Origin of the sequence: Kitasatospora sp. MMS16-BH015, from assembly GCF_002943525.1 — a bacterium.
In the GTDB taxonomy this organism is placed as follows: Bacteria; Actinomycetota; Actinomycetes; order Streptomycetales; family Streptomycetaceae; genus Kitasatospora.
The window spans coordinates 8,788,833-8,803,530 of sequence record NZ_CP025394.1 but is presented as its reverse complement, the minus strand read 5'-3'; the positions used below and the strand labels follow the sequence as shown (position 1 = coordinate 8,803,530).

The window sequence follows — 14,698 nt, the reverse complement described above, 5'->3', positions numbered from 1 at the left end:
ATGCGCTCACCAATCCCATTCGGACGATCGAATTCCCCCACCACCAGCCCGACAATCCGGGCCAATTCCTCCAACTGCACGATGCCGGCCAACCTCAGCGCCGCCTCCACGGATCCAACGACAGTCGACCCCATCGGCCACCCTTCAGTCCTTTGCTCCCGCAGCACCTCACCGGTCACTCTGACGTCACGTCAATTAGGCGTTTGGTGCGCGAAGTTGGTGGATTTTTCGGTAGCTTTCTGTTCCCCTTGTCAGATGGTCTGGCCCTGCGGAGCAGGGTCTGTCATGCTCCCACAGGCGGTGGGGGCAAACCACCCTGTGGGGGGCCTGTGCTGATCCGGTTGCTCGGAAAAGTGGACGTTCAGACCCCCGATCTGGTGCTGCCGCTGGGCCGCCGTCGTGAGGGCACGCTACTCGCCGCATTGGCGAGGGAGCACGGGAAAGCCATTCGTCATTCCGTGTTGATCGACCGGATCTGGGACGAGGAGAACCTGCCCAAGGATCCGACCGGCAACCTCCACACCCTGGCCGCTCGCCTACGCGTGATCCTCCGCAAGGCGGTCGAAGCCGAACCCGGGCTCGACGAGGGCAGCCGACCAGCCGTGGTCACCGCCGGCAACGCCTACGAGCTGACGGCCGACCCGGAGACGATCGACTGGCAGCAGTTCCTGCGGCTCGTGCACCAGGCCCGCTCGTACGCCGACTCCGGTGACGACGAACGTGCCGTCGAGACCTACCAGGACGCCGACCGGCTCTGGCGCGGCGAGGCGCTGACCGGCCTCGTGACCGACTGGGCGGAGTCGGCCCGCCAGTCGATGACCGACCAGCGCTTCGCGGCCACCCTGGCCCGGGGCTGGGCCACGCTCCGCCTCGGCCGCTTCGACGATCTGGCCATCGAACTCGCGCCCCAGCTCGACCAGCACCCGCACGACGAGGAGCTCGTCCGGCTCCTGGTGACGGCGCTGTACGGCTGCGGGCGGCAGGGGGCGGCACTCGCGCTCTGCCAAGCCACCTTCCGAGCGCTGCGCAGCGAGTTGGGCACCGGGCCCGGTGAACCGCTCGCCCGTCTGCACCAACGGCTCCTCCAGCAGTCTCCGGTGGCCGAGCTGATCCCGCCACCCTCCTCCGCCGCCCCCCGCGGCGCAGCGCGGCTGCTCGGCCCGTCCAACCTGCCGACCCTCTCCCCGCTCGAGGGCCGGGCGGACGAACTGGCCCGGCTCACCGGCCTGGACAGCAGACCGGGCGGCGCCGTCCGGGTGGAGACCATCTGCGGACTCGGCGGCGCCGGCAAGTCACTGCTCGCCCTGCACGCCGCCGACCGGCTGCGGGAGCTCTTCCCCGACGCCCAGCTCCACCTGGACCTGCGCACCCACAAGCCCGGCCAGACCCCGCTCACCCAGGAGGCCGCCCTGGCCCGCCTGCTGCGCGCGCTCGGCCTGCCGGCGAAGAGCATCCCCCGCGACCCCGAGGAGTTGCAGGACCGCTGGCAGGCGGAGCTGTGCAACCGTCGCGTGCTCCTCGTCCTCGACGACGCCGCCCACGCCGACCAGGTCCGGCCGCTCCTACCGAAGTCCCGCGCGTCGCTGACCCTGGTCACCAGCCGCCACCGGTTGGTCGGGCTGCCCGACTCGAAGACCGTCTTCCTCGACCAGTTGGCCACCGAGGACGCCGTTGCGCTCTTCAACCGCCTGGTCGGCCTCGACCGGGCCACCGATCCGGACCTGGTCCTGGACATCGTGGAGCGCTGCGGTCGGCTGCCCCTCGCGATCACCCTGGCCGCCAGCCACCTGCGCGGCCGCCCGGCCTGGGAGTTGAGCGACCTCCTCCGACGCCTCTCCGACCAGCACGGCCTGCTCAGCGAGTTCGGCAACGACGACCACTCGGTCCGCCGCGTCTTCGCCGCCTCCTACCGGGCCCTCACCGCCGACCAGCGCAGTGCCTTCCGCCTGCTGAGCCTCCACCCCGGTCCGGACTTCGGGCCGGAGGACGCCGCCGCCCTGATCGGCCGGGGCACCGCGCACGCCGATCGCATGATCGAGGACCTGCTCTACCGATCCCTCCTGGAGGAGCCAAAGGCCGAGCGCTACCGCTACCACGACCTGGTGGCCAGCTACGCGGCCGAACTGCGCACCGAGGAGGGCTCCGCCGCCGAACTCACGGCCGCCACCCGCCGGCTGGCCCGCTGGGCCGTGGTGGCGGTCGACCTGGCCGACCGGTCCGCCTACCCGCGGCTGCGACTGCCCGTCCCGCCGCACTATCCGCGGCCCGAGTCCTGGCCGGACGAGGACCGACTGAGAGCCTGGCTGAACCGGTCCTGCGACGCCCTGATCGGCCTCCACCGGCACGCTGCGGCCAACGGGCTCGACGAGGAGGCGGACTGGCTGGCCCACGTGCTCGGTGAGCACCTCGACCACGCGGGCTTCTGGCCCGAGGCCGAGGCCATGCACCGGGCGGCGGCCTCGCACTGGCGGCTCGCCGCGGAGCCCCAGCTCGAGGCGCACGCACGCATCAGCCTCAGCGCGGTCCACACCCGCACCGCGCACTACGAGGCGGCGGCCGCCGAGAGCCGCCGCGCCTCCACCCTGGCCCGCTCGGCGGGCGACCGCAGCGGTCACGCCGAGGCTCTCCTCCACCTGGGGGTGGCCACCCGACAGAGCGGCGATCTGACCAGGGCACTGCATTACCTTCAGAAATCCCTGGACACCTGGAACCGGCTCGGCGACAGCGTCAATCGCGCGCGCACATTGAATGCACTGGGCGTCACCCTCCTTCAGCAAGGGGATTCGGAAAGAGCGCTCGTCAGCCTCACGTACGCATTGGCCGGAATTCGGAAGTCGCGGGATTTCCGACGGGAGGCGATCGCTCTGAACAACCTCTCCGACTGCTACGAGCACCGCGGCGACCTGATATCCGCGCGGCGGGCCCAAGAACAGGCCATCGCCATCGGAGCGGGCCACGTCGCCGAGATCGAGCTGGCCACGTTCCGCGTCAATCTGTCCAGCTTCCTCGACCTCCCGCGCGAACGGAACATCGCCGTTCAACACTGCCGCCACGGGATATCGGTCTTCAGGCGGCTCAACGACCACCCGAAGGAAGCTGCCTCGCTCACCGCGTTGGGGGATGTCCACCTCCGGTCCGGAGATGCCCAGTCGGCCCTCAGCGCGCACCTCCACGCGCTGCAGATCTGCCTCGCCATCGGCTTCGACCGCGGCCGCGCCCAGGCACTCTTCGGCGCGGGCCAAGCCGAACTGGCGCTCGGTCACCCGGATCGCAGCGCGGCCCACCTCGCGGAGGGCGCTCAAGTGGCCCACGCACTCGGGGCGCGCGAGCTGGAGCGGCGACTCGACAGCGCACTGCAGAGCGTGCGACCGACCGGCGAGCACCCCCCGGGCGGTGACTGAGAAAGTCATCCCCCTTTCTCGCACGTGAATTCGAATGCATCACGATATCGATACCGCTCGGCGGTCACTCGCACACGAGTGATGCACGGCACCCGCATAAGCGCACGGCGTTTTGCTTCGCCAGCCTTCGCCACGGCATGATCACCCCAATGGCGCCGGTTTTCGAAATTTCGACACCGGGGGCCATCATTCATGTCGAATCTAATCCATTAGATAGTGGGTTGTCAATGGGCACAAAGCGCCGCCGTGCAGGCACCGTCTTCGCCGTCTGCATCGCTGCCTCCATATGCACCACCACGGTCGCCGTCGCGGCCACCACCACGCCGGCGACCACCCCGGTCCCCGTCGTGACGGTCACCGCCCCGGTCCGCGTCACGCCGGCGGCCATCGCCCCGGCCGGCTCGCTCGCGTCCGACCTCGCCCATGCCAAGGCGATCCAGGCCTGCTACCCGACGCACATCCATCTGGACATGTAACGGTCGAGCAGGGCGATGCCCCGTCGGCCCGGCCGTCACTGCGGTGACGGCCGGGCCGACGTGCTACCTGGCCCCGTCCGAGGGCTGGCCCTGGTCGTCGGCGCGGGGGCCCTCGGCGGCGTCGTGTTCGAAGGCGTGGGCGGTCTGGGCGCTGGTGACGCCCTCTTCGGGGTCGGCCGCCCGGATGTCCTCCATGTCGCGGGTCTCCTTGCCGCCGAGGCGGCCAGCCATCGCGGAACCGGCGTTCTGGTCGGACATGACGTGCTCCTTCTTCGGGATCCCCTCCAGCCTGCGCCGGCCCCGGGCGGCCGTCCAGTCCCGGCCCTGTCGCGCTTGGCGTGCTGCTCGGCGAGCGCCCGGTAGATGCCGGCCACGGAGGGGTTCTGGCCCTTGCGCTTGCCGGTGGGGATGAACAGGTCGGGCTGGCTCTGCCCAACGGACTCTCCCCTCGCGCGGCGCCGGAGCACGGTGTGGGGAGCATGTCGTCGGTGATGACCGGCGGCCGGCCGCCGTGCTTGCCCTTGCGGCCTGCGGTGTCGAGCCCTTCCAGGGTCGACTCGCGGATGTTCTCCCGCGCGGTCTCCGCCATCGCCGCGAAGAACGCGAACAGCAGCTTGCCCGGGCGGTGGGGTCGTAGATGCCGAGCAGGGGCCCGGCGAGCATCTCCAGGACCAGGCCGTGGGCGGTGAGGTGGTCGGCCGGCGCGGTGAGTTGGGGGCAAAGGACCGTTTTTGAGACCGGCCCAGAACCGGTAGAGCTTGAGATCGCAGGCCCGCGAGCGGCCGGTCGATCAGCGGGGCAGGATGCGCAGTACTGCCTCGCGTTCGCCGCTGATCCGCAGGCCTTGCTGTACTGCGGCGCTCAGATCGAGGTCGCCGAGCAGGGTCGCGGCCAGCAGGTGCGGCGGTCCGGTCAGTGACGCGGTGGGGTGGTCGACCCGGCCGGCGTGGGTGTGCACCGAGCCGTCCTTGACTTCGATGACCAGGTCTTCGTTGCCGTCGGCGTGCAGTTGCAGGGCGATGGCCGGCTGGTCGGGGCGGTGGTCGGTCAGTGCTCGGGCGGGCACGTCCAGCCAGTGGGTGCGGAAGGTGTCGTTGCTGCCCGGCTCACGCAACAGCGGCACGCCCCACCGGCTCAGTTCCTGCAGCACCGGCTCGAGCTCGCGGCCGCGCTCGGTGAGGGAGAACAGGGCGGTGGCCACCGGCGGTGGGGCGGCCTCGCGGCGGATCAGGCCGGCTTCCTCGAGTTCGCGGAGCCGGTCGACCAGCAGGTTGCTGGCGATCCCGGGCAGCCCGTTGCGCAGGTCGGTGTGCCGGCACGGACCCAGGGCGAGCAGTTCACGGACGATCAGCAGGGTCCATCGGTCGCCGATGGTGTCCAGTGCTTTCGCGATGCCGCAGTACTGCCCGTAGGTGCGCATGCCAGCACTCTACATCGCGGCATTGAGATTCAAAACTTGCTTGTTGACTTTCTCAACAAGGTCGGTCTAGCGTCACTGCCCATGACCCCAACCCTTTCGGTGCGTCGGCTGGCCTGGGCCGGCGTCGAGATCCGTCTCCGCAGCACCCGCCTGCTGATCGACCCGCTCGAGAACGTCGCTCCGCTGGCGCCGGTGATGGGGCCGCCGCACCGGCCGGTCGACCCGGTCGATACCCCGCCCGGCACCCACGCCCTCATCACCCATCTGCACCCCGACCACTACGACCACGACCTGATCGCCCGGATCGCGGCCACCGGCACGATCGGCTGCCACACCCCCAGCGCGGCGGCGCTGCACGAGGCGGGCATCACCCCCGTCGCCCAAGACCTGGGCCAGTCACGCCGCATCGGAGAGCTGACCGTCACCCCGGTGACCTCACTGGACTGGCGCGGCAACGACTGCGACCAGGTCGCCTGGGTCGTCGAAGGCGCCGGCCGGCGAATCATCCACTGCGGCGACACCCAATGGCACGGCAGCTGGTGGCAGATCGCCCGCGACCACGGCCCGTTCGACGTCGCGTTCGTCCCGGTCAACGGCGTCATCGCCCACTTCGAGGGCTACGCGGCCAACGTCCCGGCGACCATGACCCCCGAGCAGGGCGTCGAGGCCGCCGTCGCGCTCGGCGCCGGCACCGTCTGCGCCATGCACTACGGCCTGTTCCACAACCCGCCGTTCTACACCGAACAACCCGACATCGAGCAGCGCTTCCAGCACGCCGCCGCCGAGCGCGGCATCACCGCGGCCATCGTCGCCGACGGCCAGCCCGTCCTGTGACCATCAGAACCAAGGAGCAACACATGAAGATCGTCCTGTTCGGTGCCAGCGGCAACATCGGCCGGCCCACCACCGAGGAGCTGCTGCGTCGCGGCCACACCGTCACCGCGGTCACCCGAGCCGGCCACATCGACGGACTCGAGCACAAGGCCCTGACCGTGACCGCCGGTGACGTGACAGACGCCGCTGCGGTCGCCGACCTCGCCGCCGCCCACGACGCCGTACTGTCGGCCGTCGGCCCCCGGATCGGCCAGGAGAACGACCGCGCCACGATCCTCGGTGCCGCCCGTGCGCTGATCGACGGACTCCGCCGAGCCGGCGTCACCCGCCTGGTCACCATCGGCGGCGCCGGTAGCCTCCGCACGCCGACCGGCGGCCGGGTCATGGACGCCCCGGACTTCCCCGCGCTGTGGAAGGCCAACGCCGAGGCCCAGTCCGAAGCGCTCGACCTCTACCGCGGCGTGCACGACCTCGACTGGACGTACGTGTCGCCCGCCGCAGTCATCGGAGCGGGCGAGCGGACCGGGGCCTACCGCAGCGCCGGGGACACCCTGCTCACCGACGACGACGGCAACAGCCGCATCTCGTACGCCGACTACGCGATCGCCCTGGCCGACACGATCGAGAGCGGCACCGCGATCCGCCGCCGCATCACCGTGGCGTACTGAGCCATGAGCAACGACGCCGCCGGCCGGCAAACCCGATTCATCGTCCTGCTCGCAGCGCTCGTGGCCCTGGGGCCACTGTCCATCGACGGCTACCTGCCCGGGCTGCCGGACCTCGCCGGCGACCTGCGCGCCGGCGCCGCGGCCACCCAGCTCACCGTCACCGCCTGCCTGGCCGGGCTGGCCATCGGGCAGCTGATCGCCGGGCCGCTGAGCGACACCTACGGCCGGCGGCGTCCGTTGCTGGCGGGCCTCGCCCTCTACACGATCGCCAGCGCGCTCTGCGCGGTGGCACCCGACGTCCGGACACTCATCGGCCTACGCCTGGTCCAGGGCATCGGCGGGGCGTTCGGCATCGTCATCGCCAACGCCATGGTCCGCGACCGCACCTCCGGAACCCGCACCGCACGTCTCTTCTCCGCGCTGACCTTGATCACCGGCCTGGCGCCGGTGTTCGCGCCGGTCCTCGGCGGCCAGCTACTGCGCGTCACGGCCTGGCCGGGGATCTTCGTGGGCCTGGCCGTACTCGGCGCCGTGATGCTGGCGGCCTCCGCCGTAGGACTGCCGGAGACCCGTTCTTCCGCGTCACGCCAGCCGCTGCCGGCTGTCTTCGGGCAGCTGCTCAGCGACCGGGTCTTCACCGGGTACGTGCTGGCCAACGGCCTGGTCTTCGCGGCGATGTTCGCCTACATCTCCGGCTCGCCGTTCGTCCTGCAGGAAATCCACGGCCTGTCACCGCAGCAGTACAGCGCCGTGTTCGCCGTCAACGCCTCAGGACTCATTGCGGCCGCCCGGATCAGCGGCCGGCTGGTGGCCCGGGCCGGCGCCCGCGTGCTGCTGCTCGCCGGTCTGCTGGGCGCGACAGTCGGTGGTGCCACGGTCCTGGGCGCGGTGCTGACACGTGCACCCCTGCCCGTGCTCCTGATCGGCCTGTTCGTCCTGGTCTCCAGCGTGGGCCTGGTCATGCCGAACGCCGCGGCCCAGGCCCTGGCCGACCACGGCGGACACGCCGGGTCGGCCGCCGCTCTGCTCGGCTTCAGTCAGTTCATGATCGGCGGGGCACTTGCTCCGCTGGCCGGCGCGGGTGGCGCAACCGACGCCCTGCCGATGGGAATCGTCGTCGCCGTGCTGCCCGCGCTCGCTCTGCTCACACTCGCCGTCCTCACCCGGCCCGGCCCTTCCACGCCCGTCCCGGGCTGCCCGAGGCTGCCCGTCAGGCCCTGACGGGCCCCGCCCGGCGAGCCCGTCAGGCCGGGGCTGTGCCCGGCTCGCTGCTGCGCGGGCCGGGCACTGAGGCCGTCACGGCGGCAACGAGGTCGAGGTGGGAGTTTCATGTCCAGCTCAAACCGGCCGTAGGGTTCACCTGCGTCCAGAACAGCGGGGACAGGGCTCGCCGGTCGGCACCGCTGAGCTTCTTGTGCCACTTCTCCTCGGCGAGGATGTCCTGGAGGAGCAGGGTGTCGACGTGCACCAGCGGGGACCGGAGCAGGTGCAGCGCCGGCATCGAGCTCTCCTGCGACTCCTTGTCGGAGCCGGTCAGGTCGCCGTCCTTGCCGTCGCACAGGTCGTGGTCGGCGGAGTTCCGGTTCTCCACGACCTGGAGCCCGTCGTTGATCTCGCGCCGCAGCTCGGCGCCTCGAAAAACTCGAGCAACAGCGCGAACCCCAAACGGTTCGCCTCCGACTTGTTCCGCAGCCGCTCCTGGTCCTCCTCCAGCCCGGACCAACCTCGCCGAGCACAGCCCCAGATGGGCCCAGAAGATCAAAAACGCTGACAAGCGCACCCCGGATCCGCTTCAGAGAGCTACGTGTCACCTCGCCGTAGCTTCGGGAGAACAGGGCCGTCCCGGCGGGAGCGGGGGTGGGGGCGTCGGCGAGGATGGGGCGATGAAGGTGGAACCGATCTCGTTCGAGCGGCTGGTCGAGCTGGTGGCCGACCGGGTGGTGGAGCTCTCCGTGGCGGGTGGGCGGCGGGTCAGGGTGGCGGTGGACGGGGCTCCGGCCGCACGGCCGGAGGAGTTGGCCGAGGCCTTGGTGGAGCCGCTGCGGGTGCGGGGGCGGCCGGTGCTGCGGGTGCCGGCCGGTGGGTTCCTGCGGCCGGCCTCGGTGCGGCTGGAGCACGGCCGGCGGGATCCGGACGCGTACTTCGACTCCTGGCTGGACGACGGTGCCCTCGCGCGCGAGGTGCTCGACCCGTTGGAGCCGGGCGGGAGCGGGCGGGTGCTGCCCAGTCTCTGGGATCCGCTGACCGACCGGGCCACCCGGGCGCCGTACACCGAGCTGGCGCCTGGCGGGGTGGTGCTGGTGGACGGGCCGCTGCTGCTCGGCCGGTGGCTGCCCTGGGACCTGACCGTGCACCTGATGCTCAGCCCCGCCGCCCTGGCCCGCCGCACGCCCGCGGACCAGCAGTGGACCCTCCCCGCCTTCGCCCGGTACGCGGCGGAGACCGACCCGGCGGGCGAGGCGGACCTGACGGTGCGCTGCGACGACCCCCGGCACCCCGCCCTGGTCAGCCGCTGAAAGGCGCTGTCAGTGGCTCCCCGTAGGGTGGGCGACCGTGGCGGAGGAGGAGACGGCCGGGTGGACGGCGACGGGCCTGCGGTGGCTCGAGGGCCGACCGGTGCTGACGGCTGCCCGGGGTGAGCTGGTGCACCAGCGGGTGGTCGCGCCCGGCACCGAGATCGGCTGGCGGCTGGCCGGCCCGCGCCGCTGCACCGGCGCCCGCACCGCCACCGGCCACCGCCCCTGCCCGCACCGCGCCGAGCTGGCCCCCGCCGCGCGGTCGGTGCAGTGCGAGCCCTGCCAGGGCGTGGACATCGGGCTGGCCCTGGCCAGGGGCCAGAACATCCACGACAACGGGAAGACCTACCGGCTCTACCTGGCCTGGTTCGGCGCCGGGCTGCTCAAGGTGGGCCTGACCGCCGAGGAGCGCGGCACCAGCCGCCTGGAGGAGCAGGCCGCGCTCACCTACGGTTTCGTCGCCCGGGGGCCGCTGCCCGCCATCCGGCGAGCCGAACTCACCGTGGCCCAGGCCGGGTTGGCCCGCGAGCGGCTGACCGGCCGGGTGAAGCACGAGCGCTGGTGGGGCCTGCCCGCGGCGGCCGAGCGGCGGGCCCAGCTGGCCGAGCTGCGAGCGGCGGTGCTGCGGGTGCTCGACGGGCACGGGCTCGAACTCCTGCCGGAGGCACCGCTGGTGGACCAGTGCGGGCTGTACGGCCTGGCCGAGGGCGCCCCACCCGTCTACCGCGAGGTGACCGCCCTGGCCGAGGGCGCCCTGCTGGCCGGACGGCTCCGGGCCCCGGTCGGGCGCTACCTCTTCCTCGACACCGAGGAGCCGACGGCGGGCGCGCCGCCCCTGCTGCTCGACACCCGACTGCTGACGGGCTGGCGGCTCGTGCCGGCCCGACGCACGCCCGCGCAGGCCGGATCCGAGCCGCCTGATTCCGGACCGCTCGGTTCCGGACACATCGCCCACGGTGTGACTCTCCGCACCCACCGCCGCCCCGAACCGACCGGCGAGCAGACCGCCCTGTTCTGAGCTGGGCCCCTTCCCGTGCCTGTCGCCACCCGGCCACCATGTGGACACTTTGCTCGCCCACAGTATTCAGCCAGTCACCCATCGTGTGACGCGGCGCACAGTGAGCCACTGGACACGTTGTGTATAGACTCGCCCACATCAGGGCCAAAAGCCTTCGAATCATTGGGAGGGACTGCACATGCGTACCCACATCGCAGCCTTTGTCGCCACCGCAGCTGGTATAGCCGCCACCGTCGTGCTGCCCGGCTCGGCCTTCGCCACCGCGTCCTCGGGCGCCATCTCCGCGAGCCCCACCGTCTGCGCCGCCGAGACCGTCGCGGGCAAGCCCTGCGTCTGGCAGGAGCGCAGCAGCGCCGGCGTCAGCGGGCTCACCGAACTCACCGTGACCGACGCCCGGCCGGTGCTGGTCCGCGTCGAGCTGAAGACCCAGCGGGCCTGGGGCAGCCCGTGGTTGACGGCCGCCTCGACCACCTCCGTGCAGCAGGGCTCGATCCGGCTGGCCACCCCGAAGGTGGTGACCAACGAGCGCAGCATCGTCTGCGCCACCACGGCCCCGGTCGCCGACCTCACCCAGCAGGTCACCACCTGTACCGCCCCGTACTAGGAATCCTCCGTCAACGGAGGCCACCTGCTCAGCCCCGGCGGGGCGCCGGCGCCGGGCCGCGCTGACAGCGCGGACACCAGTAGGCCGGCCGCTCCCGGTCGTGCTCGGCGACCCCGATCCGACTGCCGCAGCGGGCGCACTGGCGCCGCCCCTGCCCGTACACCCAGTGCTGCCGCCCCGGCCGGGTGGTGCCGGTGGTGATGTGGCCCGGTCGCAGCTTGTTGAGCTCCAGCAGCTGCTGCGCCCGGGCCAACAGCCTTTCCAGGACGGCGACTTCGCCGACCGGCGTCCAGGGCGTGACGCTCGCCAGGAAGCAGAGTTCGTTCGCGTAGACATTGCCGATGCCGGCCAGGTTGCGCTGGTCGAGCAGCGCCTCGCCGAGCGGGCGGGCCGGGTCGGCGGCGAGCCTGCGCAGGGCCTCCACGGCGTCCCAGTCGGCGCCGAGCAGGTCCGGGCCGAGATGGCCGACCACCCTTGACTCCTCATCCGTGCCCAGCAGTTGGACCACCGGCAGACGGTAGCCGAGCGCGACGGCGGAGTCGGTGGCGAGCACGGCGCGGATCTGGTGCGCGGGGCCGCCGGTCCACGGTTCGCCGGGGCGCAGCAGCTGCCAGCGGCCGTCCATCCGCAGGTGGGTGTGCAGGGTGAGGCCGCCCTCGATCCGGGTCAGCAGGTGCTTGCCCCGGGGCACGGTGGCCAGCACCTGGCGGCCGGTCAGGTCGGCGGTGGCGTGAGCCGGGACGCGCAGCTCGGCACGGGTGAGCAGCTGCCCGGCGAGAGCCTCGTGCAGCTGGGCGGCGACGCGGTAGACGGTGTCTCCTTCGGGCACGCCTCCATCGTACGAGTGGCACCGACGGAGGGCGTGGACACGCGGGCGGTGCACAGCAGAATCGTTCGGCCGCGTCCGACCCTCCCTAACGTGGTCCCCGACCTGACCGTCCCCGTCACGTTGGAGAACTCCCGTGCGTCTGCGCCACTCCCTCACCGCCGCTGCCGGTGCCCTGCTGCTCACCCTGGCCGTCCCGAACTCCGCACAGGCGGCCACCGGCGACTTCCTGTACATGACTGCGGCCGGCGAGTCCTTGCTCGCCGACCCGACCAGCGGTGTGTGCCTCAACCTCGACGGGGCGACCGAGGACACCCCGGTCTCCACTCCGAAGAACTTCACCAACGCGACCGCCACCGTCTTCCTCGACCTCGACTGCAACGGCGACACGTACTACGTGATGAACCCCGGCAAGAAGCTCGGCGACAGGCTGAAGCTCCGTTCGGTGATCTTCTCCTGACGCGAGCACGGATGGAGAAGCGCGCGGGGGCCCGCGCCGCCTAGGGTCTGTCCTGAGCCGCTGGTGCGAGGGACTGGAGAGACCATGAGCAAGACCGCCAAGACGGGCGCGAAGGCGTCCGAGCCGGGGCACGTGGCCGACGGCCACGACCGCATCCGGGTGCACGGCGCCCGGGTGAACAACCTCAAGGACGTGAGCATCGAGCTGCCCAAGCGGCGGCTGACGGTGTTCACCGGCGTGTCCGGCTCGGGCAAGAGCTCGCTCGTCTTCGGCACCATCGCCGCCGAGTCGCAGCGGCTGATCAACGAGACGTACAGCGCCTTCGTCCAAGGCTTCATGCCCACCCTGGCCCGCCCCGACGTGGACGTGCTCGAAGGGCTGACCACGGCGATCATCGTCGATCAGCAGCGGCTCGGCGGCGATCCGCGTTCCACCGTCGGCACCGCGACCGATGCCAACGCGATGCTGCGGATCCTGTTCAGCCGACTGGGTGACCCGCACATCGGCCCGCCCAGCGCCTACGCCTTCAACGTGCCCTCGGTGAAGGCCAGCGGCGCGATCACCGTGGAGCGCGGCGACCGGAAGACGGTCAGGGCCACCTTCGACCGCACCGGCGGGATGTGCCCGCGCTGCGAGGGCCGGGGCTCCGTCTCCGACGTCGACCTCACCCAGCTCTACGACGAGACCAAGTCGCTCGCCGAGGGCGCGATCACCGTGCCCGGGTACACGGCTGGCGGCTGGAACGGGCGGCTCTACGCGGAGTCCGGCTTCTACGACCCCGAGAAGCCGATCCGCAAGTACACCAAGAAGGAGTTGCACGCCTTCCTGTACCAGGAGCCGGTGCGGATGAAGATCGCCGGCATCAACATGACCTACGAGGGCCTGGTGCCCCGGATCCAGCGCTCGATGCTGAGCAAGGACACCGAGACCCTCCAACCGCACATCCGCGCCTTCGTCGAGCGCGCGGTCACCTTCGGCACCTGCCCGGACTGCGCGGGCACCCGGCTGGCCCCGGGGGCCCGGGCCTCCAAGATCAAGGGTGTCTCCATCGCGGACGCCTGCGCGATGCAGATCACCGACCTGGCGCAGTGGGTGCGGGGGCTGGACGAGCCCTCGGTGGCGCCGCTGCTCGAATCGCTCCGCCAGACCCTGGACTCCTTCGTCGAGATCGGCCTCGGCTACCTCTCGCTGGAGCGGCCCTCGGGCACCCTCTCCGGTGGCGAGGCCCAGCGGGTCAAGATGATCCGCCACCTCGGCTCCTCGCTCACCGACACCACCTACGTCTTCGACGAGCCCACCATCGGGCTGCACCCGCACGACATCGAGCGGATGAACGGGCTGCTGCTGCGCCTGCGCGACAAGGGCAACACGGTGCTGGTGGTCGAGCACAAGCCGGAGGCGATCGCGATCGCCGACCACGTGGTGGACCTGGGGCCCGGGGCCGGTTCGGCGGGCGGCACCATCTGCTACCAGGGCCCGCTGGACGGGCTGCGCGGCAGCGGCACGGTGACCGGGCGTCACCTGGACGACCGGGCGGCGCTCAAGGAGAGCGTGCGCAAGCCCACCGGCGCGCTGAAGATCCGCGGTGCCACCGCCAACAACCTGCGCAAGGTGGACGTGGACGTGCCGCTCGGGGTGCTGACCGTGGTCACCGGGGTGGCGGGCTCGGGCAAGAGCTCGCTTATCCACGGGTCGATCCCGGCGGCGGAGGGCGTGGTCTCGGTCGACCAGGGCGCGATCCGCGGCTCGCGGCGGAGCAACCCGGCCACCTATACCGGGCTGCTGGAGCCGATCCGCAAGGCCTTCGCCAAGGCGAACGGGGTGAAGCCGGCCCTGTTCAGCGCCAACTCCGAAGGAGCCTGCCCGACCTGCAACGGCGCCGGGGTGGTCTACACCGACCTGGCGATGATGGCGGGGGTGGCCAGCACCTGCGAGGAGTGCGAGGGCAAGCGGTTCGAGGCCTCGGTGCTCGAGTACCGCTTCGGGGGCAAGGACATCAGCGAGGTGCTCGCGATGTCGGTCGGCGAGGCGCTGGAGTTCTTCGCCGAGGGCGAGGCCAGGACGCCGGCCGCGCACACCGTGCTGGCCCGCCTGGCCGATGTCGGCCTCGGGTACCTGAGCCTCGGTCAGCCGCTGACCACCCTCTCCGGCGGGGAGCGCCAACGCCTCAAGCTCGCCACCTACTTGGGCGACAAGGGCGGGGTCTACGTGCTGGACGAGCCCACCACCGGGCTGCACCTGGCCGATGTGGAGCAACTGCTCGGCCTGCTCGACCGCCTGGTCGAGGCCGGCAAGTCGGTGATCGTGATCGAGCACCACCAGGCCGTGATGGCCCACGCCGACTGGATCATCGACCTCGGCCCGGGCGCCGGCCACGACGGCGGCCAGGTGGTCTTCGAGGGCACCCCGACCGCCCTGGTCGCCGCCCGCTCCACCCTCACCGGCGAGCACCTCGCCGCGTACGTGGGGGCGTGA

The 14,698-nt window shown here is 71.6% G+C and carries 14 protein-coding genes; 10 read left to right on the top strand and 4 right to left on the bottom strand.

Annotated elements, in window-relative coordinates; translation table 11 throughout:
• Positions 1-458: 458 nt before the first annotated feature.
• On the top strand, positions 459-3,401 hold the full coding sequence (locus CFP65_RS39540; protein ID WP_217368231.1) for a BTAD domain-containing putative transcriptional regulator: 2,943 nt from the start codon (positions 459-461) through the stop codon (positions 3,399-3,401).
• 227 nt (positions 3,402-3,628) lie between these two features.
• Positions 3,629-3,877: a hypothetical protein gene (locus CFP65_RS39535; protein WP_158702575.1), complete on the top strand. Its 249-nt coding sequence runs from the start codon at positions 3,629-3,631 to the stop codon at positions 3,875-3,877.
• Positions 3,878-3,940: 63 nt separating this feature from the next.
• Here CFP65_RS39535 and CFP65_RS39530 read toward each other — a convergent pair whose 3' ends face one another.
• Both CFP65_RS39530 and CFP65_RS37850 read right to left on the bottom strand, forming a co-directional pair.
• Entirely contained in the window at positions 3,941-4,135 is a 195-nt protein-coding gene (locus CFP65_RS39530) for a hypothetical protein (protein WP_158702574.1), read from the bottom strand.
• 532 nt (positions 4,136-4,667) lie between these two features.
• Positions 4,668-5,297, bottom strand: a complete 630-nt coding sequence (locus CFP65_RS37850; RefSeq protein ID WP_104820412.1) for a winged helix-turn-helix transcriptional regulator — start codon at positions 5,295-5,297, stop codon at positions 4,668-4,670.
• A gap of 81 nt (positions 5,298-5,378) precedes the next feature.
• Between CFP65_RS37850 and CFP65_RS37845 the strand changes: the two genes are divergently transcribed.
• From CFP65_RS37845 to CFP65_RS37835, 3 genes are read left to right on the top strand one after another with little or no spacing between them, the layout of a single operon-like run.
• Complete coding sequence (locus CFP65_RS37845; RefSeq protein ID WP_104820411.1) at positions 5,379-6,131, top strand: MBL fold metallo-hydrolase; 753 nt, start codon at positions 5,379-5,381, stop codon at positions 6,129-6,131.
• A gap of 23 nt (positions 6,132-6,154) precedes the next feature.
• Positions 6,155-6,799, top strand: coding sequence for an NAD(P)-dependent oxidoreductase (locus CFP65_RS37840; RefSeq protein ID WP_104820410.1), 645 nt, complete (start codon positions 6,155-6,157; stop codon positions 6,797-6,799).
• Positions 6,800-6,802: 3 nt separating this feature from the next.
• Positions 6,803-8,020, top strand: a complete 1,218-nt coding sequence (locus tag CFP65_RS37835) for a multidrug effflux MFS transporter (protein WP_104820409.1) — start codon at positions 6,803-6,805, stop codon at positions 8,018-8,020.
• A gap of 106 nt (positions 8,021-8,126) precedes the next feature.
• On the opposite strand, the gene CFP65_RS41955 is transcribed toward CFP65_RS37835, so the two are convergent.
• Positions 8,127-8,579: a Tn3 family transposase gene (locus CFP65_RS41955; protein ID WP_104820408.1), complete on the bottom strand. Its 453-nt coding sequence runs from the start codon at positions 8,577-8,579 to the stop codon at positions 8,127-8,129.
• A gap of 103 nt (positions 8,580-8,682) precedes the next feature.
• Between CFP65_RS41955 and CFP65_RS37825 the strand changes: the two genes are divergently transcribed.
• The 3 genes from CFP65_RS37825 to CFP65_RS37815 all read left to right on the top strand — a co-directional run bounded on the left by CFP65_RS37825 (position 8,683) and on the right by CFP65_RS37815 (position 10,937).
• The gene (locus tag CFP65_RS37825; RefSeq protein ID WP_104820407.1) at positions 8,683-9,315 is read left to right on the top strand and encodes a uridine kinase; all 633 of its coding nucleotides are present in this window, start codon (positions 8,683-8,685) and stop codon (positions 9,313-9,315) included.
• A gap of 37 nt (positions 9,316-9,352) precedes the next feature.
• A complete protein-coding gene (locus CFP65_RS37820) occupies positions 9,353-10,333 on the top strand; it encodes a DUF2797 domain-containing protein (protein WP_104820406.1) in 981 nt (326 codons plus the stop codon).
• 178 nt (positions 10,334-10,511) lie between these two features.
• Positions 10,512-10,937 (top strand): hypothetical protein, encoded by a 426-nt coding sequence (locus CFP65_RS37815; RefSeq protein ID WP_158702573.1) that lies wholly within the window; start codon positions 10,512-10,514, stop codon positions 10,935-10,937.
• Positions 10,938-10,965: 28 nt separating this feature from the next.
• On the opposite strand, the gene CFP65_RS37810 is transcribed toward CFP65_RS37815, so the two are convergent.
• Positions 10,966-11,766, bottom strand: coding sequence for a DNA-formamidopyrimidine glycosylase family protein (locus tag CFP65_RS37810; RefSeq protein WP_104820404.1), 801 nt, complete (start codon positions 11,764-11,766; stop codon positions 10,966-10,968).
• A gap of 133 nt (positions 11,767-11,899) precedes the next feature.
• Here CFP65_RS37810 and CFP65_RS37805 point away from each other — a divergent pair, with 133 nt between their 5' ends.
• Together CFP65_RS37805 and CFP65_RS37800 are read left to right on the top strand one after the other, a co-directional pair.
• The gene (locus tag CFP65_RS37805) at positions 11,900-12,223 is read left to right on the top strand and encodes a hypothetical protein (RefSeq protein ID WP_104820403.1); all 324 of its coding nucleotides are present in this window, start codon (positions 11,900-11,902) and stop codon (positions 12,221-12,223) included.
• Positions 12,224-12,307: 84 nt separating this feature from the next.
• The gene (locus tag CFP65_RS37800) at positions 12,308-14,698 is read left to right on the top strand and encodes an excinuclease ABC subunit UvrA (RefSeq protein ID WP_104820402.1); all 2,391 of its coding nucleotides are present in this window, start codon (positions 12,308-12,310) and stop codon (positions 14,696-14,698) included.

Coding starts and splice junctions, on each gene's coding strand:
- CFP65_RS37800 (WP_104820402.1), top strand. CDS start 12,308: ATGAGCAAGACCGCCAAGACGGGCGCGAAGGCGTCCGAGCCGGGGCAC.
- CFP65_RS37845 (WP_104820411.1), top strand. CDS start 5,379: ATGACCCCAACCCTTTCGGTGCGTCGGCTGGCCTGGGCCGGCGTCGAG.
- CFP65_RS37850 (WP_104820412.1), bottom strand. CDS start 5,297: ATGCGCACCTACGGGCAGTACTGCGGCATCGCGAAAGCACTGGACACC.
- CFP65_RS37815 (WP_158702573.1), top strand. CDS start 10,512: ATGCGTACCCACATCGCAGCCTTTGTCGCCACCGCAGCTGGTATAGCC.
- CFP65_RS39535 (WP_158702575.1), top strand. CDS start 3,629: ATGGGCACAAAGCGCCGCCGTGCAGGCACCGTCTTCGCCGTCTGCATC.
- CFP65_RS37825 (WP_104820407.1), top strand. CDS start 8,683: ATGAAGGTGGAACCGATCTCGTTCGAGCGGCTGGTCGAGCTGGTGGCC.
- CFP65_RS37840 (WP_104820410.1), top strand. CDS start 6,155: ATGAAGATCGTCCTGTTCGGTGCCAGCGGCAACATCGGCCGGCCCACC.
- CFP65_RS37835 (WP_104820409.1), top strand. CDS start 6,803: ATGAGCAACGACGCCGCCGGCCGGCAAACCCGATTCATCGTCCTGCTC.
- CFP65_RS39530 (WP_158702574.1), bottom strand. CDS start 4,135: ATGTCCGACCAGAACGCCGGTTCCGCGATGGCTGGCCGCCTCGGCGGC.